Source organism: Caenimonas sedimenti, from assembly GCF_007833165.1.
GTDB lineage: Bacteria > Pseudomonadota > Gammaproteobacteria > Burkholderiales > Burkholderiaceae_C > Ramlibacter > Ramlibacter sedimenti.
On sequence record NZ_VOBQ01000005.1, the window covers coordinates 136,476 to 153,766 of the forward strand.

At 67.5% G+C, this 17,291-nt stretch carries 17 protein-coding genes; 11 read left to right on the plus strand and 6 right to left on the minus strand.

Translation table 11 applies throughout. The annotated features are described in order from the left end of the window. The first annotated feature begins 17 nt into the window (after positions 1-17). The 5 genes from FN976_RS08025 to FN976_RS08045 are packed head-to-tail and all read left to right on the plus strand — an operon-like array spanning position 18 to position 2,801. Positions 18-584 carry an RNA polymerase sigma factor gene (locus tag FN976_RS08025; RefSeq protein WP_145892487.1) on the plus strand — a complete coding sequence of 189 codons (567 nt, stop codon included), beginning with the start codon at positions 18-20 and terminating at the stop codon, positions 582-584. Then, the gene (locus FN976_RS08030; protein ID WP_145892488.1) at positions 581-1,015 is read left to right on the plus strand and encodes a DUF3619 family protein; all 435 of its coding nucleotides are present in this window, start codon (positions 581-583) and stop codon (positions 1,013-1,015) included. Before FN976_RS08025 ends, FN976_RS08030 begins: the two co-directional genes overlap by 4 nt. Positions 1,016-1,030: 15 nt before the next feature. Continuing rightward, on the plus strand, positions 1,031-1,723 hold the full coding sequence (locus FN976_RS08035; RefSeq protein WP_255440230.1) for a DUF3106 domain-containing protein: 693 nt from the start codon (positions 1,031-1,033) through the stop codon (positions 1,721-1,723). Then, positions 1,720-2,217, plus strand: a complete 498-nt coding sequence (locus tag FN976_RS08040; RefSeq protein ID WP_255440231.1) for an RDD family protein — start codon at positions 1,720-1,722, stop codon at positions 2,215-2,217. The genes FN976_RS08035 and FN976_RS08040 overlap by 4 nt, the downstream gene beginning before the upstream one ends. After that, complete coding sequence (locus FN976_RS08045; protein WP_145892489.1) at positions 2,214-2,801, plus strand: LOG family protein; 588 nt, start codon at positions 2,214-2,216, stop codon at positions 2,799-2,801. Before FN976_RS08040 ends, FN976_RS08045 begins: the two co-directional genes overlap by 4 nt. A 12-nt stretch (positions 2,802-2,813) precedes the next feature. Here FN976_RS08045 and FN976_RS08050 read toward each other — a convergent pair whose 3' ends face one another. Further along, the gene (locus FN976_RS08050) at positions 2,814-3,152 is read right to left on the minus strand and encodes a P-II family nitrogen regulator (protein WP_145892490.1); all 339 of its coding nucleotides are present in this window, start codon (positions 3,150-3,152) and stop codon (positions 2,814-2,816) included. Positions 3,153-3,178: 26 nt separating this feature from the next. After that, the gene (locus FN976_RS08055; protein ID WP_145892491.1) at positions 3,179-4,843 is read right to left on the minus strand and encodes an NAD+ synthase; all 1,665 of its coding nucleotides are present in this window, start codon (positions 4,841-4,843) and stop codon (positions 3,179-3,181) included. Between FN976_RS08055 and FN976_RS08060 the strand changes: the two genes are divergently transcribed. From FN976_RS08060 to FN976_RS08070, 3 genes are read left to right on the plus strand one after another with little or no spacing between them, the layout of a single operon-like run. Then, the gene (locus FN976_RS08060; RefSeq protein ID WP_255440232.1) at positions 4,842-6,020 is read left to right on the plus strand and encodes a GNAT family N-acetyltransferase; all 1,179 of its coding nucleotides are present in this window, start codon (positions 4,842-4,844) and stop codon (positions 6,018-6,020) included. The two genes, FN976_RS08055 and FN976_RS08060, sit on opposite strands and share 2 nt — an antisense overlap. Before the next feature lie 51 nt (positions 6,021-6,071). Then, a complete protein-coding gene (locus tag FN976_RS08065; protein WP_145892493.1) occupies positions 6,072-7,670 on the plus strand; it encodes a wax ester/triacylglycerol synthase family O-acyltransferase in 1,599 nt (532 codons plus the stop codon). A gap of 32 nt (positions 7,671-7,702) precedes the next feature. Then, positions 7,703-8,497 carry an esterase/lipase family protein gene (locus FN976_RS08070; RefSeq protein WP_145892494.1) on the plus strand — a complete coding sequence of 265 codons (795 nt, stop codon included), beginning with the start codon at positions 7,703-7,705 and terminating at the stop codon, positions 8,495-8,497. A 7-nt stretch (positions 8,498-8,504) separates the two neighbouring features. Here the strand turns inward: FN976_RS08070 and FN976_RS08075 are convergent, their stop codons facing one another. The 3 genes from FN976_RS08075 to ppa all read right to left on the minus strand — a co-directional run bounded on the left by FN976_RS08075 (position 8,505) and on the right by ppa (position 11,992). Continuing rightward, on the minus strand, positions 8,505-10,523 hold the full coding sequence (locus tag FN976_RS08075; RefSeq protein WP_145892495.1) for an NHL repeat-containing protein: 2,019 nt from the start codon (positions 10,521-10,523) through the stop codon (positions 8,505-8,507). Between the two features lie 80 nt (positions 10,524-10,603). Then, positions 10,604-11,452 (minus strand): FkbM family methyltransferase, encoded by an 849-nt coding sequence (locus FN976_RS08080; protein ID WP_145892496.1) that lies wholly within the window; start codon positions 11,450-11,452, stop codon positions 10,604-10,606. 3 nt (positions 11,453-11,455) lie between these two features. Further along, positions 11,456-11,992 carry an inorganic diphosphatase gene (gene ppa, locus FN976_RS08085; protein ID WP_145892497.1) on the minus strand — a complete coding sequence of 179 codons (537 nt, stop codon included), beginning with the start codon at positions 11,990-11,992 and terminating at the stop codon, positions 11,456-11,458. A 227-nt stretch (positions 11,993-12,219) separates the two neighbouring features. Here ppa and FN976_RS08090 point away from each other — a divergent pair, with 227 nt between their 5' ends. Beyond that, positions 12,220-14,286: a sodium-translocating pyrophosphatase gene (locus FN976_RS08090; protein WP_145892498.1), complete on the plus strand. Its 2,067-nt coding sequence runs from the start codon at positions 12,220-12,222 to the stop codon at positions 14,284-14,286. Positions 14,287-14,342: 56 nt separating this feature from the next. On the opposite strand, the gene FN976_RS08095 is transcribed toward FN976_RS08090, so the two are convergent. Continuing rightward, a complete protein-coding gene (locus FN976_RS08095; RefSeq protein ID WP_186510790.1) occupies positions 14,343-14,924 on the minus strand; it encodes a TetR/AcrR family transcriptional regulator in 582 nt (193 codons plus the stop codon). 44 nt (positions 14,925-14,968) lie between these two features. Here FN976_RS08095 and FN976_RS08100 point away from each other — a divergent pair, with 44 nt between their 5' ends. Both FN976_RS08100 and FN976_RS08105 read left to right on the plus strand, forming a co-directional pair. Beyond that, positions 14,969-15,787 carry a metal-dependent hydrolase gene (locus FN976_RS08100; RefSeq protein WP_145892499.1) on the plus strand — a complete coding sequence of 273 codons (819 nt, stop codon included), beginning with the start codon at positions 14,969-14,971 and terminating at the stop codon, positions 15,785-15,787. A 69-nt stretch (positions 15,788-15,856) separates the two neighbouring features. After that, positions 15,857-17,290, plus strand: a complete 1,434-nt coding sequence (locus FN976_RS08105; RefSeq protein WP_145892500.1) for an aldehyde dehydrogenase family protein — start codon at positions 15,857-15,859, stop codon at positions 17,288-17,290. The last annotated feature ends 1 nt before the right edge of the window (position 17,291 follow it).

Here is a 17,291-nt window from a genome sequence, read left to right on the forward strand (position 1 = left end):
TCCCATTTCCGGACGCCTTGGCTACCGACCGCGAACTTTCCGATTTCCTCCACAGCGTCGAGAAACGGGCCTTCAAGCGCTCGGTTTACCACGTGCGCGACGAGGAGGCGGCGCTCGACATCGTGCAGGACAGCATGATGAAGCTCGCGGAGCACTACGCCGAGAAGCCCGCGAACGAACTGCCGATGCTGTTCCAGCGGATCCTGTCCAACTGCACGCTCGACTGGTTCCGCCGCCAGAAGACGCGTAATGCTTTGTTCTCCAATCTCAGCGACTTCGAAGCCGCGGGCGAGGACGGCGACTTCGACCTGCTGGAAACTTATTCCTCGCCTGAGCATTCACAGAAGGTCGAGAGCGCTGAGGACTCCACCCGCCGGGCGCAGATCTTGCGAGAGATCGAAGTACAGATCCAGGAATTGCCCGCCCGTCAACGCGAAGCGTTTTTGATGCGTTATTGGGAGGACATGGACGTGGCCGAGACGGCGGCGGCCATGGGCTGCTCGGAAGGCAGTGTCAAGACACACTGCTCACGGGCGGTTCAGGCCCTCAGCAAAGCACTGAAGGCAAAGGGAATTCAACCATGAGCACCACGGACCATCTGCACGCCCAGGAGAAGGCGGATCAGTTCGGCCAGGCGGTCGCCGCGCGTCTCTCGGATGCCACGGCCGAGCTGCCGTATGAAGTGCGCGAGCGCCTGCGTGCCGCGCGCGTGCGTGCCCTCGAGCGCCGCAAGCTCGCGATCCAGCACAAGAACGCTCCGCTGGTCGTCCACAACGGCGGCACGGCCGCACTGGGCCTCGGCGACGGCGACGAGTTCGGTTGGGGCCGCCGCATCGCCTCGGCCCTGCCGCTGCTCGTGCTGGCGGCCGGGCTGGTGCTGCTGCACGTGGCGCAGAACGAATACCGCGCGTCCGAAGTGGCCGAAGTCGATCAGGCCCTGCTCACCGACGACCTGCCGCCGGCGGCTTACGCCGACCCAGGCTTCGTCCAGTTCCTGAAGTCCGGCCGGGACTGAGAAAGCGCACCTCCTGTGACCCAGCCCGCCCGCATGGCCAGGCGCTTCACCGCGCTCGCATGCGCGGGCGCCTGCCTTTTCGGCGCCGCTGCCGTGTGGCCCGCCGCGCTGCAGGCACAGGTGGAACTGCCGCCCATGAGTTCCTCGGCCTCTGGCCGGAACCGGCCGGCACCCGTGAAGATCGCCCAGGCCAAGGCGGAAGCCAAGCCGGCCTGGGCCGAACTGACGCCGGCCCAGCGCGCGTCGCTGGAGCCCCTCGCCGGCAGCTGGAGCCAGCTGAGCGAAGCGCACAAGCGCAAGTGGCTCGCCGTGTCGCAGAAATACCCAACCATGCCGCCGGGCGAGCAGGCCCGGCTGCACACGCGCATGGCCGAGTGGGCTGCGCTGTCTCCGCAGCAGCGGTCCCAGGCCCGCCTGAATTTCGCCGAGACCAGCACGCTGCCGGTGGACGACAAGAAAGCCAAGTGGGAGGCCTACCAGAACCTCTCGCCGGAAGAAAAACGCAAGCTGGCCGCCGGCGCCGCCGCGGCCAAGCCGGTTGCGCCTTCGACGGCCGCGGCGCTGCAGCCCGTGCCACCGCAGAAGCTGACCAAGGTGCCCAAGTCCCGCAAGGACGACCCGCGGGCGCCGCGCATCGCCGGCGCGCCGGCCCAGGTCGACCACAACACCCTGCTGCCCCAGCCGGGCGCCCTCCCCGGCAACCCTTGAGCGAGCCGGTGTTCCTGCCCGCGCCGCCCTTGCGGCGCCGCATGGCCTGCTGGCTGTATGAAGGCATCCTGCTGTTCGCGGTGGCGCTGGTCGCCGCGCTGGTCTTCTCGGTGGTCACCCAGATGCGCCACGCCTTGCAGTACCGTGAGGCGCTCGCCGTGTTCGTGGCGCTCGCCATGGGCGCCTACTGCACCTGGTGCTGGCACAAGGGCCAGACCTTGCCGATGCGGACCTGGCGCATCGCGATCGTGGACCGCCATGGGCAACGTCTCACCCTCGGCCGCGCGGCCACGCGCTATGTCTATTGCTCGATCTGGCTGCTGCCCCCGCTGGCCCTTGCCCGCGGGGCGCAACTCACGCGCTGGGAAATCGCCGTCGTCTGCGCCGGGTGGATCGCTTTCTGGGCGCTGCTGAGCCGCTTCCATCCCCAGCGGCAGTTCTGGCACGATGCGATGGCCGGCACCCGCCTGGTCTCCGCAAGCCCGTCCAAATGAAACCCGCGTTCTCGCTGTGTGTCTATTGCGGCTCGCGCCCCGGCGCCGACCCGGCCTTTGCCGCCGTGGCCTCCGAAGTCGGCCACTGGATCGGCTCGCACGGCGGCCAGCTGGTGTACGGCGGCGGCAACAATGGGCTGATGGGCGTGCTGGCCGACGCGGCCCTGGCAGCGGGTGCACGGGTCATCGGCGTCATCCCCCGCTCCATGGTCGAACGCGAATGGGCCAAGAGCGACTGCACCGAGCTGCACATCGTCGACAACATGCACCAGCGCAAGAGCATGATGGCCGAGCATGCGGACGCCTTCCTGGCGCTGCCCGGCGGCATCGGCACCTTCGAGGAATTCTTCGAAGCCTGGACCTGGCGGCAGCTTGGTTTCCACGCCAAGCCGGTCGGCGTGCTGAACCAGGCGGGCTACTACGACGGCCTGCTCGCCTTCCTGCAGCAGAGCGTGGGCCATGGCTTCCTGAGCGACTGGCAGATGGAGCTGCTCACCATCGGCACCGATGCGGCGGCGCTGCTGCCGCGGCTGGTGCAGGCGGCCGGCGCCAGTCCGGCCGGCATGGACGTCTCGCAGATCTAGGCTGGGGACGGCTCAGACGGCCGACTCGTCCACTTCACCCGTGCGGATCCGCACGACGCGTTCCACGCTGGTGATGAAGATCTTGCCGTCGCCGATCTTGCCGGTGCGCGCCGCCTTCACGATGGCATCGACGCAACGGTCGGCATCGTCGTCCTTCACCACGACCTCCACCTTCACCTTGGGCAGGAAGTCCACCACGTATTCGGCCCCGCGATAGAGTTCGGTGTGGCCCTTCTGGCGCCCAAAGCCCTTGACCTCGGTCACCGTCAGGCCGGTGACGCCGCATTCGGCCAGCGCCTCGCGCACCTCCTCGAGCTTGAAAGGCTTGACGATGGCGGTGATCTGTTTCATTGGGTGAACTCCATTCGTTTTGGGTGTCAGGCTCGGAACTTGGCCGTTATAGGATAGCGCCAATCCTTGCCGAAGCTCCGGTGGCTGACCCGGATGCCCACCGGCGCCTGCCGCCGCTTGTATTCGTTGATGCGGATCAGGCGCGCCACCCGCTCCACGATGGCCCGGTCGAAGCCGGCCGCGACGATCTCCTCGACGCCCTGGTCGTTCTCCATGTAGCGGGCGAGGATCGCGTCCAGGATTTCGTAAGGCGGCAGGCTGTCCTGGTCGACCTGGTCGGGGCGCAATTCGGCGCTGGGCGGCCGCGTGATGATGCGCTCCGGGATGGGGTTGGCGCCCGTCCCATACGGATCGTTGGCGTTGCGCCAGGCGGCGAGCTTGAACACCGTGGTCTTCAGCAGGTCCTTGATCACGGCGAAGCCGCCCGCCATGTCGCCATACAGCGTGCAATACCCCGTGGCCATCTCGCTCTTGTTGCCCGTGGTGAGGACGATGCTGCCGAACTTGTTGGACAGCGCCATCAGCAGCACGCCGCGGATGCGGGCCTGGATGTTCTCCTCGGTCGTGTCCTCTGGCAGTCCGGCGAACTCGGTCGCCAGCGCGGCCTTGAACGACTCGAACATCGGCTTGATGGAGATCTCGTCGTAACGCACGCCCAGCCGTTTGGCCATGTCGCGAGCGTCGATCCAGGAGATGTCGGCCGTGTACGGCGAAGGCATCATCACGGCCCGCACCCTGTCCTTGCCGAGGGCGTCCACCGCGATGGCCATGACCAGCGCGGAGTCGATCCCGCCCGACAGGCCGAGCAGCACGCCGGGGAAGCCGTTCTTGCCGATGTAGTCGCGCACGCCCAGCACCAGCGCGTCCCACAGGTCCGCTTCGGGTGGATGGTCGGGCACCAGCGGGCCGCTCAGCTGCACGCCATTCGTGCCGGCGACCGCCTGCACGTAGAACATGTCCTCCTTGAACCCCGGCGCCCGCGCGGCCAGCGATCCGTCGGCGTTCACGGCGAAGGAGGCGCCATCGAAGATCACCTCGTCCTGCCCACCCACCAGATGCGCGTAGATCAGCGGCAGGTCGACGGCGCGCGCGCGTTCGGCCATGCGGTCGATGCGCTCGTTCTCCTTGCCGATGTGGTACGGCGAGGCGTTGGGCACCACGAGCAGCGTCGCGCCAGACACCTTGGCGAGCTGCGCCGGTTCCTCGAACCACGCGTCCTCGCAGATCAGCAGGCCGACGTTGACATCCTCGACCTGGAACACGCAGGTGCCCTGCCCCTTCGTGAAGTACCGGTATTCGTCGAACACCTGGTAATTGGGCAGCTCGCGCTTGGCGTAGGTCTCGATGGAACGGCCCTCGTGCAGCACGCTGGCGGCGTTCCAGCGCAACTGCACCTGCACCGACTTGCTGCGCAAGTCCCCGCCCCGCGGGTGGCCGACGACCACATGGAGCCCCTGCAACCCCGCGAGCTCGCGGGCCACCGTTTTCACGGCATCATCACAGGCGGCGATGAAGGCCGGCCTCAGCAGCAGGTCTTCCGCCGGGTAGCCGCAGATCGACAGCTCGGGCGTGAGCACCAGGCGCGCGCCGCGCGTGTAGGCTTCGCGCGCCGCGGCGATGATTTTTTGGGCGTTGCCCGCCATGTCACCCACGGTGACGTTGAGCTGGGCGGTACAGATGGTGAGAGACATGCGAGCCGTGGGAAGCGAAGCCAAGGAATATGTTACCCGCGTGCTGCGCTCGCCGGGGGAAGTGGACGCGGCCGCGTGGAACGACCTCGTCGCGGGAAACGGCGGATCACCGTTCATGCGCCATGAATACCTGCTGGCCATGCACGAAAGCGGCAGCGCGACGGCGGCCACCGGCTGGACGCCGCTCCTCGTGACCCTATGGCAAGGCGACTCGCTGCAGGCAGCGTGCCCCCTGTACGCCAAGGCGCATTCCTATGGCGAATACGTCTTCGACTGGGCCTGGGCCAACGCGTACGAGCAACATGGGCTGCGCTACTACCCCAAGGGTGTTGTCGCGGTGCCATTCACGCCCGTGCCAGGACCGCGCCTGCTGGCGCGCGACGGCTCCGCCCGGGCGGCGCTCGTCGAGGCACTGCTCGCGGAAGCGAAGAAGCTGCGGCTCTCCTCCCTGCACCTGCTCTTCACGGCGGACCAGGACGTCGAGGCATGCGAAAGCGCAGGGCTGATGCTTCGCCATACGGTGCAGTTCCACTGGACCAACGCGGGCTATGCCGACTTCGATGCCTTTCTCGCCAGCCTCGCCCAGGAAAAGCGCAAGAAGATCCGCCAGGAGCGGCGCAAGGTGGCCGAGGCCGGGGTGACCTTCCGCCACGCGTCGGGCATGGACATCACCGCGGCCGACTGGGACTTCTTCTATCGCTGCTACGAGCGCACCTATCTCGAACACGGCAACGCGCCCTACCTGACGCCCGAATTCTTCGCACGCATGGCGGCAACCATGCCGGAGAACTGGCTGCTGTTCATCGCGGAGCGCGGGGGCAGGCGGATCGCCTGCAGCCTGATCGCCATCGCCGACGGGGTCGCCTATGGCCGTTATTGGGGTGCGCTGGAGCGCGTCGACTGCCTGCACTTCGAGGCCTGCTACTACCAGCCCCTTGCGTGGTGCATCGCGAATGGTTTCCAGCGCTTCGAAGGCGGCGCGCAGGGCGAGCACAAGATGGCACGCGCCCTGATGCCCGTGAAGACGACCAGCGCGCACTGGCTGGCGCATCCGGCTTTCGCCGACGCCGTCGAGAAGTTTCTCGCGCGCGAGGGCCAGGGCATCGAGAACTACCTGGAGCACCTCGACGAGCGCAGCCCGTTCCGGCGAACCGAGAGGACTCGTGAGAAACCCTGATCTGGCGCCAGCTGGCACGCGCTATGGTCGGCGGAGCTCTTCCGGACAACCATGAAATCACTCAGCGGTCTCGACGCCACGTTTCTCTACCTGGAGACCCCGGAAACGCCGATGCATGTGGGCTCCCTGCATCTCTACGAGATGCCGAAGGCTTTCAAGGGCAGCTTCCACAAGGCCGTGCAGCAGCATCTCGCCAGGCGACTGCATCTCGCGCCCATCTTCAGCCGGCGCCTGGCTTTCATGCCGTTTGACCTGGGACACCCGATCTGGGTGGAGGCGGACGACGTCGACCTGAACTTCCACATCCGCAAGGTCCCCGGCACCCGACTCACGGTGAAGCAGGCCGAAGCGGCCGCGGCCAGGCTGCACGGCCAGCTGATCGATCGGGAGCATCCGCTGTGGGAGTTCCACGTGTTCGACAACATCGCCGCGCCCAAGGGCATGGCGGTGGAAGGCAAGCTGGTGGGCTTCTATTCGAAGATCCACCACGCCGCGTTGGACGGCAAGGGCGGCACGGTGCTCGCCAACGCCATCCTGGACCTGACGCCGCAGCCGCGCGAGGTGGAACCCGCGGACCCCGCGCGCAAGCGCCGCACCGGCAAGGACCTGAAGATCGGCGAGATGATCGGTGCGGTCTTCTCCAACTCGCTCGCGCAGTACGCGAAGCTGGCGCGTTCGCTGCCCGTCGCTGCCACGTCCCTGGGCGGCGCGGTGATGAAGCGGTCCGCCAGCGGCAGTGGCAACAAGGGCCTGAAGGGCCTGCGCAGCCGGTTGCCCGTGCAGCTCGCCCCCAAGACGATCTTCAACGTGGGCATCACGAGCCAGCGCAGCTTCGCCACCGCGAGCCTGCCCCTGGCCGAATGCAAGGCCATGGGCAAGGCCGCGGGCGGCTCGTTCAACGATGTCGTGCTGTGGATCTGCGCGACCGCCTTGCGCAGCTACCTGGCGGACCACGGCGGCATACCGAAGAAGCCGCTCGTGGCGGCCATGCCGGTCAGCCTGCGCGAGGAGAGCAACAAGGAGCTGAACAACCAGGCGTCGATCTCCGTGGTGCAACTCGGCACGCACCTGGCCAACCCTCTGAAGCGCTGGAACGCGATCCAGGCCTCCACTGCCAAGGTCAAGCAGGCGCTGGCGGGCTTGAAGTCCGTGCTGCCGACCGACTACCCATCGCTCCTCGCTCCGTGGCTGGTGGGCGGCGCCGGCAAGATCGCGCTCAAGACCTATGGCCGGTCCGGCATCACGGAGCGGCTGCCGGCCATCGCCAACCTGGCCATCAGCAACGTCCCCGGCCCGCCGGTGCCGCTGTACCTCGCGGGAGCGAAGATGATCACCTTCCATCCGCTGTCGATCGTCATGCATGGCCTGGCGTTGAACATCACGATCCAGACCTATGCCGGCCGCGTCGACTTCGGGCTCATTGCGGGGCGCGAGGCCGTGCCCGACCTGCAGCAGCTCGCGGACGCGCTGGAGACGGCTTTCAACGAGGCGCGTGGGCTCTTCGCCGCCCCGCCGCCGCCCATCGACATGCCCGCCGTATCAGGGTCAACCATGAGGACGCCGGTCGCCAAGGCGACCCGAAAGCCGAGGGCCCTCCCTAAACCCGCGAAAGCGCCAGCGGCGAAACGGCGCAAAGCTGCTACCGTCTGAGGCACGACAACAAGCAGGAAAGCAGTCGCTCCATGCTGATGGCAACGAGACGGAACGCGAACGAAGACCTCCCACCCCCCAGCCTCGCCCTCCTGGCGCTCGAATTCCGGGCACCCTGGGAATTCGGCGCCCTGCTCCCGGCGTGGCCCGCGCTGCAGCGCGCACCTGCCGGCGACGGCCACCCTGTCATGGTGTTTCCGGGCTTGTCGGCGAGCGATGCATCCACGGTCCCGCTGCGGCGATATCTCGGCGCCATGGGCTACGACACACAGGGCTGGAACCAGGGCTTCAACTTCGGGCCGCGCGCCGGGGTGCTGGAAGCGGCGAAGCGCAGCCTCGAGGAAGCCTGCGCGCAGAGCGGCCGCAAGGTCAGCCTGATCGGATGGAGCCTCGGCGGGGTCTACGCGCGCGAGCTGGCCAAGGAGATGCCTGACCTGGTGCGCTGCGTGATCACGCTGGGTTCGCCCTTCGCCGGGCCGCCCAAGTCCACCAACGCCTGGCGCATCTACGAACTCACGAGCGGGCGCGACATCGCGCGCGAGCACGACAACTTCGACCTGCCAGAGGCGCCACCCGTGCCGACCACCAGCATCTACTCGCGCAGCGACGGCATCGTCGCGTGGCAAGGCAGCATCCAGCGGCCGGACCACGGCGAGGTGGAGAACATCGAGGTCGTGGCCAGCCACATCGGGATCGGGCTGAACCCCGCGGCCTGGTGGGCTGTGGCCGACCGGCTCGCGCAGGCCGAAGGCGCCTGGAAGCCGTTCGACCGCTTCGGGCTCTTCGGGCTGAAGGGACTGATCTACCCGGATCCACACCGGGCCTGAGCGGCGCCTACTCGGTGCGCACGCGCACCAGCGCACCGCCGCTGTGCAGGACCAGCACCCCGTCCGGCCCGATGGCCAGCGCGTCCGCCGCACCGATCCCGCCCGTCAGGTCGCCGATGCGCAGCGGCGCCGGCTGGAAGCGAAATGGCTCCGAGCCGGCCAGCACGCGGGTGGCCCCGTCCGGCGCCACGCGCACCAGCTTGCCGAAGTCCAGGAAATACAGATTCCCGGCGGCGTCGGCGACGGGATTCGTCGGCCCATTGAGCTGGGGCAGCACCTGCGTCCCGCCTGGCAGCGTCATCGCAACGAGCGGCACCGCGACATACGCCCCACTCGCATCGAGCGTGCTGAAGGCGCCCGTTCGGGTGTTCAGCAGCCAGACCTTGCCGGCCGGAGACACCGCGACTTGCGTCTCGCCCGGGCCGAGGCCTTCGACCACCGGGACCGGCGCGTTCCCCAGCCGTGCGACGGTGCCGTCCGGGCTGCGCCGGCGCAGGAACTTGTCGGCGTAGTCGAGGTAGTAGAGATTGCCGGCGGAGTCGATGGACAGGCCGGACGGCACGAAGTCGGCCACGCCCGGGCTGCTCTCCTGCAGGGTGGTCAGCACGCCGGCCGGCGAGACGCGGTACAGCGCACCGCCCTCCGCCGCCCGGATGGTGCCGCCGAACACGCTCAAGGTGCGAATCCTCGGCGCCGCCACGTAGACGTCGCCTGCCGCGCCGACCGCCAGGCCCAGGTTGCCTGATGGAGGAATGGGAAACTCCGGCAACAGAACGCCTTCGCCATCAGCCCCGAAAGCCGAGCGCGTCCCATTGGGCTCGTACTTGCGCATCCGCACCCTGGTGCCCACGAGCTCCAGGGTGAAGACATGACCCGCCGGAGCCACTGCCAGCTGGACTGCGGAGATCGGCGCCAGCGACGGGTCCGCCAACGGAAGATAGGTGCCCGCCAAGGCGCTGACGGCGCCCGCCGGCGTCATCCGGGCGACGCCCCATCCGCTCGAGAAGTACAGATTGCCCGCGGCATCGAAAGCGACGTCGGCGCGCGAGCCGCCCGCGAACAGTTCGCGCGTGCCCAGCGGGCTGGTCATGATGCCCGCCGGGCTGATCCGGCGCAACTGACCGGTGGTATCGTTCGCGATCCGCCGCTCCGCGACATAGACGTTGCCTGCGGCGTCCACCGCCACGCCTTGTGGCGTGCCGAATCGCAATGGCGTGCCGTCCTGGGCGGTCTCGCCCGTGGCGCCGTTCAACACGCCCAGCGGAGTTCCTGTCCCGTCCGCTGCCAGGCGCATGACGACGCGTCCGTCCAGGACGCCGTGCAGCACACCGCCCGCGCCGACCGTCATGCCGGTCAAGCCGATGCTCGAGAACTGGGTGGGCGTTCCGCCGCCGGGTGCGATCTTCATGACCTGCCCCCGGCTCGCGAAATAGACCGTTCCATCCGGCGCGATCGCCACCGACAAAGCGTGGAACGCGCTGCTGCCGGCTGCCACCGTGGTGATGGCCGCGCCGGCGCGCACCAGCGAGCCGTTGGCCACGAAGTAGACGCTGCCGTCGGGATGCGCCGCCACGTCGTCCACCAGGCCACCCGTGCTGGCCACCAGGGTGGTGACCACGCCTGCGGGGGTGACCCTGCGGATCTTCGCGTTCGAGCCGTCGGCCACCAGCACGTTGCCGGCGGCGTCGATGGCGATGGCGCTGATGTCGCCGAAGCGCGCGGCACGGCCCGTGCCGTCGATGTCGCCGGGGCCTCCTTCCTCGCCGGCGAAGAGGCTGATGCCGACGGGAACCTGGGCGGGAGCGGGAGCGGGAGAAGGCGCGGGTGTCGGAGCCGGAGCGGGACCTGGTGCGGGGGCCGGGGCGGGGCCAGGCCCCGGTGCAGGCGCCGGGGCGGGCGCCGGCGGGGCGGGCGATTCGCCACCACCACCGCCACCGCCACAGGCGGAGGCTGCCAATGCAACCGCTGCCCATGCCGCCCACAAGCGGCTGCGGGCGTTCCAACGTTTCTGGAGATTGCCGCTCATGATCGCTCCCTCTGTTGGGGGGCCATCATGGCATCGATGCGTGAATGCGGCGTCAAGCGCTCGCATTCGTGCCGTGAAGACTAGGGGCGTGGCGCAGGCGCCGTCAACTGCTGCAGGTAACGCGGCGCGTAGCGCTGGCCGCCGCCGCGCCGGTCGAGCGCTTCCAGCACGTGATGGCAAAGGTCCGGCGATTGGTAGACGTCGTGCAGCAGCACCGCCAGCTTTTTCAGCTTGCCGTCCGCCAGGCGGTCGAGGTGCATGAAGTCGCGCACGTAGACGGCGTCCGACCACAGGATCTGGCGAAAGCCGTCGTAGGGCTGGTTGTTCTTCGCGAGCGGCTTGAACGCGCGCGACCCGAAGCCCAGGAAGGTGTGCAGCTGGTACCCGGCCGCCCGCAGATGCGCATCGACGTCAGCGAACAGGGGCTGGTCCTTGTAGAGCGGCACGAACTCCACCTCGGTCTGGATGAGCACGGCCTCCGACAGGACGCGCGGCGCATGCTGGAACACCTGGAGCTCCGCACCCTGGACGTCGATCTTGACCATGTCGACGTCGACCAGGCCTTCCACGTCGTCCAGGCGGGTCGTCTGGACCTCGTGCCTGGCGACCACCTGCATCAGCTCCGCCAGCTGCTGGAATTTCGAGTTCAGCTCATTGTGGGGTTCGAACAGCGAGCCGGTGAGGCCGACGTTGGTCTCGTGATACGTCTGGGTCTGCCCATTGCCGACGAACACCGGGTGAATGCGGTGCGGCGCGCCGTACTTCGCATTCAGTTTCTCGCACTCTTCCGGCGTCGGCTCGAAGCCCGAGAGCCGCGCCGCCCCGGCGTCGATCAGCGGCTGGTAGTTCGGATGCTCGGCCAAGGCGGCCCCGACGTCCACCACGTGGACCATCAGGGCTTCCTGGAACAGGGCGCGCGCGCTCCACATGCGTCAGGCGTGCTGCTTCTTGTAGTTGGCAATGCCGTCCAGCACTTCCTGCTTCGCCGACTCCGGGCCTTCCCAGCCCAGCACCTTCACCCACTTGCCGGGCTCCAGGTCCTTGTAGTGCTCGAAGAAATGCGAGATGGTCTTCAGCCGCAGCGGGTTCATGTCTTCCGGCTTCTGCCAGTGGGTGTAGATCGCCAGCACCTTGTCGACCGGCACGGCCAGCACCTTGGCATCGTCGCCCGCTTCGTCCTGCATCTTCAGGATGCCGATCGGCCGGCACGGGACGACCACGCCGGGGATCAGCGGCACGGGCGTGATCACCAGCACGTCGACCGGGTCGCCGTCGCCGCTGATGGTCTTGGGCACGTAGCCGTAGTTGGTGGGGTAATGCATGGACGTGCTCATGAAGCGGTCCACGAAGATGGCGCCCGTCTCCTTGTCCACTTCGTACTTCACGGGGTCGGCGTTCATCGGGATCTCGATGATCACGTTGAAGGACTCGGGGACGTTCTTGCCGGGGGTGACGAGGTCGAGGGACATGGTTTCGTTGTAAGTAGAAGAAAGCGGCGAATCAGGGGAAACCCGGATTTTAGTTTGCCACCGCGCGCTTTCCCGGCCCTGACGCAAATCCGTCACGCCTTTGCATTTATAGTCTGCGCGTTGGCCAATCGTCTCCCATGGATGGAGTCACGAGGAAGCAACGCAGCGGTGGCGCCGCTCGCGTGGCGCCCCTCGACGACTTCAAGGCAACCGTAGGAGAAACTTCAATGACTGGCAACTCGGCGCTCATCTTGGCGCTTGTGTGCGGCCTCGCGGCCGTGGCTTATGGCTTCTGGGCCAGAAGCTGGATCCTCTCCCAGGACGCGGGCAACGCCCGCATGCAGGAAATCGCGGCGGCCATCCAGGCCGGCGCGGCGGCGTACCTGGCCCGGCAATACAAGACCATCGGCATCGTCGGCGTGGTGCTGGCCATCCTGATCGCCCTCTTCCTCGACGTCACCACTTCGATCGGCTTCATCATCGGCGCGGTGCTCTCGGGCGCCTGCGGCTTCATCGGGATGAACGTCTCGGTGCGCGCCAACGTGCGCACGGCGCAAGCCGCCACCCGCGGCATCGGCCCGGCGCTCGACGTCGCCTTCCGCGGCGGCGCCATCACCGGCATGCTGGTGGTGGGCCTGGGCCTGCTGGGCGTGACGGCGTTCTACTGGTTCCTGGTGGGCAACGGCAACCTGACCCCGGACAAGAAATTGGCCGACCTGCTGAACCCCCTGATCGGCTTCGCCTTCGGCTCTTCGCTGATCTCGATCTTCGCGCGACTGGGCGGCGGCATCTTCACCAAGGGGGCCGACGTCGGTGCCGACCTGGTGGGCAAGGTGGAAGCCGGCATTCCGGAAGACGACCCGCGCAACCCGGCCGTGATCGCCGACAACGTCGGCGACAACGTCGGCGACTGCGCCGGCATGGCCGCCGACCTGTTCGAGACCTATGCCGTGACGCTGATCGCAACCATGGTGCTGGGCGCCCTGCTGGTGACGAGCGCCGCGGTCAACGCCGTGCTCTATCCGCTGGCGCTCGGCGGCGTGTCCATCATCGCGTCCATCATCGGCTGCTTCTTCGTCAAGGCCTCGCCCGGCATGAAGAACGTGATGCCGGCGCTCTACAAGGGCCTGGCGATCGCCGGCATCCTGTCGCTGATCGCGTTCTACGCCGTCACCGTCTGGATGATGCCGGACAACGCGATCACGTCCACCGGCACGCAGATCCGCCTGTTCGGCGCCTGCGCGGTCGGCCTCATCCTGACCGGCGCGCTGGTCTGGATCACCGAGTTCTACACCGGCACGCAGTACTCGCCTGTGCAGCACATCGCGCAAGCCTCCACCACGGGCCACGGCACCAACATCATCGCGGGCCTCGGCGTCTCGATGCGCTCCACCGCCTGGCCGGTGCTGTTCGTCTGCGCCGCCATCATCGCGGCCTACCAGCTGGCCGGCCTGTACGGCATCGCGATCGCCGCGACCTCGATGCTGAGCATGGCCGGCATCGTGGTCGCGCTGGACGCCTACGGTCCCATCACCGACAACGCCGGCGGCATCGCCGAGATGGCCGAACTGCCGGACAGCGTGCGCGACATCACCGACCCGCTGGACGCCGTGGGCAACACCACCAAGGCCGTGACCAAGGGCTACGCCATCGGTTCCGCCGGCCTGGCCGCGCTGGTGCTGTTCGCCGACTACACCCACAAGCTGGAAAGCTACGGCCGCCAGATCACGTTCGACCTGAGCGACCCGATGGTGATCGTCGGCCTGTTCATCGGCGGCCTGATCCCCTACCTGTTCGGCGCGATGGCGATGGAAGCGGTCGGCCGCGCGGCCGGTGCGGTGGTGGTCGAAGTGCGCCGCCAGTTCCGCGACATCAAAGGCATCATGGAAGGCACGGCCAAGCCCGAGTACGGCGTGGCGGTCGACATGCTGACCAAGGCGGCCATCAAGGAAATGATGATCCCGTCGTTGCTGCCGGTGGTGGTGCCGATCCTGGTCGGCCTGATCCTCGGCCCGAAAGCGCTGGGCGGCCTCCTGATGGGCACCATCGTGACGGGCCTGTTCGTCGCCATCTCCATGTGCACGGGCGGCGGCGCCTGGGACAACGCCAAGAAGTACATCGAAGACGGCCACCACGGCGGCAAGGGTTCGGAAGCGCACAAGGCCGCCGTGACCGGCGACACCGTGGGCGACCCCTACAAGGACACCGCCGGTCCGGCCGTGAACCCGCTGATCAAGATCATCAACATCGTGGCGCTGCTCATCGTGCCGTTGGTGGTGAAGTTCCACAGTTAGGTGTCATCCCTGCGCAGGCAGGGATCCAGGAGAAAGCGGCCCGCCGGCCGCTTTTTCTATGGCCGCGTCACCGCCTTCACCAACCGCGTCGCCGTCTTCGTCAACTCCGGCAGCTCCGTCACCTTCCCATCCTCGATCGCCTGCAGCACCAGTTCATGGATGCCGCCCACGACCGCCATCGCGAGTTGCGGTGACAGCTTCTCCGCGCGACCCGCGTTCACCACGCCCAGCATGTAGTCGGCGATCTCCTGGTTCACGCGACGGCGTGCAGCAAGACCTTCGGCACCCAATCCGAGGATTTCGATGAACAAGGTCCGCATGAGCACGGGATTCACCGACATGCAGCCCAGATAAGCCCCGAGCGCGCGCTCCACCTGCTCCTCCCAGCCATGCGAAGGATCGATCGCGTCGCTCAACACCTTCAGCGCGTTGTGACTGGCGGCCTCGTACAGCGCGATCAGGCATTCGGCCTTGGTCGTGAAGTGCTCGTAGAAGGTCCGCCGCGAGACGCTGGCCTCCGCCACGATGTCTGCGATCGTGGTTTCGGCGTAGCCTTTGGCGGCCACGGCATGCGCCATGCCTTCCAGCAGCCGGCTGTAGTGCCCGGTTTCGGTACTTGACGGTACCAGTTGATTCATGCCATCATGGTACCAGTCCGTACCAAATCGAAAAGAAGCTCATCATGACCGATCTTGTCGTCCGCCGCCTGCTCGTGGACATGGAACAGCCCATCGCCCGCCACTGGTGCGCGGGCGACGCCTTCCGAAGCGCGCTGTTCAATGCGCTATCGATGAGCTTTCCGGTCGGCGAACAGTTCTTCATCGACTCCGTGCGCAACGGCTTCAAGCAGTTGCCGGCCGACCAGCAGGAGAAGTTCAAGACCGAAGTGCAAGGATTCATCGGCCAGGAGGCCACGCATCGCCGGCTGCACAGCCTGTACAACGCGCACCTGGCCAAGCTGGGCCTGGTGAACGACTGGGAGCCGCGCGCGCGCGAACGCCTGAAAATGATGGAAGGCGTGGACGTGCGCCACTGGCTGGGCATCACCGCCGCCAACGAGCACTTCACCGCCATCTTCGCCGACTGGATGCTGAAGAACCCCGACCTGCTGGGCGACCAGGACGACCGCCTGAAAACACTTTGGCTTTGGCACAGCGCCGAGGAATCCGAGCACAAGAGCACGGCGTTCGACCTTTACGTCGCGCTTGGCGGCAGCCACGAATGGCGGATCAAGTGGATGCGGCGCCTGACGACCGTCTTCCTCATCGACACCTTGCGCCAGACCTTCAACAACCTGCAGCACGATGGCACGCTCTGGAAGTGGAGCACGTGGAAAAGCGGCGCCAGTTATCTTTTCGGCCAGCGCGGGCTGGTTCGCCAGTGCTACGGCCCCTGGCGCGACTACTTCCGCCGCGACTTCCATCCGAACCAGCACGACAGCACCTCGTCGGAGCGCTGGCTGGCGGACAACGCAGCCCAGTACGTGCCAGTCGGCGCGTAGCGCGCGCACCCGCGCGCTGTCGACTTCCTGGACCAGGCGGCTGGTTCGCCCAGGAGGCAGAATGTTGGGATGCAGCACCACTACATCGCCAATGCCGCCGTCCGCTCGAGCGGTGAGCGCACGATCCCGGTCATCGACCCATCGGACGGCCAGACCTACGACGCCATCCAGCGCGGCACAGCCGAAGACATCGACGCCGCGGTGAAGGCGGCACGTCACTGCTTTGAAGGTGTCTGGAGCAAGCTCAGCGCCGCCGAGCGCGGCCGCCTGATGATGCGGCTGTCGCTCAAGATCGGCGATCACGCCGACGAGCTGGCCGCCATCGAACAGCGCGACTGCGGCAAGCCGACCAAGCAGGCCAAGGCCGACGCCACGGCGTTGGCCCGCTACTTCGAGTTCTACGCGGGCGCCTGCGACAAGCTGCACGGCGAAACCCTCCCCTACCAGGACGGCTACTCCGTCTTCACCTGGCGCGAGCCGCACGGCGTGACGGGCCACGTGATCCCCTGGAACTACCCGATGCAGATCTTCGGCCGCAGCGTCGGCGGGGCACTGGCGGCGGGCAACGTCTGCGTGGTCAAGCCGTCCGAGGATGCGTGCCTGTCGCTGATCCGCGTGGCGCAGCTCGCGGCGGAGGTGGGGTTCCCTGCCGGCGCCATCAACATCGTCACCGGCTTCGGCCATGAAGTCGGCGATGCGCTGGCGCGCCACCCCGGCGTCGACCACATCAGCTTCACGGGCAGCCCCAAGGTCGGCACGCTGATCCAGCAGGCGGCCGCCGAGCGGCACTGCCCGGTCACGCTGGAGCTGGGTGGAAAGAGCCCGCAGATCGTCTTCGCCGATGCCGACGTCGACGCCGTGCTGCCCGTGGTCATCAACGCCATCGTGCAGAACGCGGGGCAGACCTGCTCCGCGGGTTCGCGCTTGCTGGTCGAAGAGTCGCTCTACGAGCCCTTGCTGGAACGCCTGGGCGTGGCGTTCGCCAACCTGCGCGTCGGGCCCGCCGCGATGGACCTCGACGTTGGCCCGCTGATCCGTGCCACCCAGCAGCAGCGCGTGTGGGATTTCCTCTCGGATGCGCAGCACGCCGGCATTCCCGTCGTGGCGCAGGGCGAAGTGGTGGACGAGGCGCCGGAAAGTGGCTACTACCAGGCACCGACGCTGCTGCGCGACGTGCCGGTGTCGCACCGGTTGGCGCAGGAAGAGGTGTTCGGGCCGGTGCTGGCCGCGATGTCCTTCAAGAACGAGGACCACGCGGTCGAACTGGCGAACGCCACGCAGTTCGGCCTGGTCGCGGGCATCTGGACGCGCGACGGCGGCCGCATGCTGCGCATGGCCAAGCGGGTGCGCAGCGGCCAGGTCTTCATCAACAACTACGGCGCCGGTGGCGGCGTGGAGCTGCCCTTCGGCGGCGTCAAGTCATCCGGCCATGGGCGCGAGAAAGGCTTCGAGGCGCTGCATGGGTTCACGACGCTGAAGACGGTCGCGATCCGGCACGGGTGAG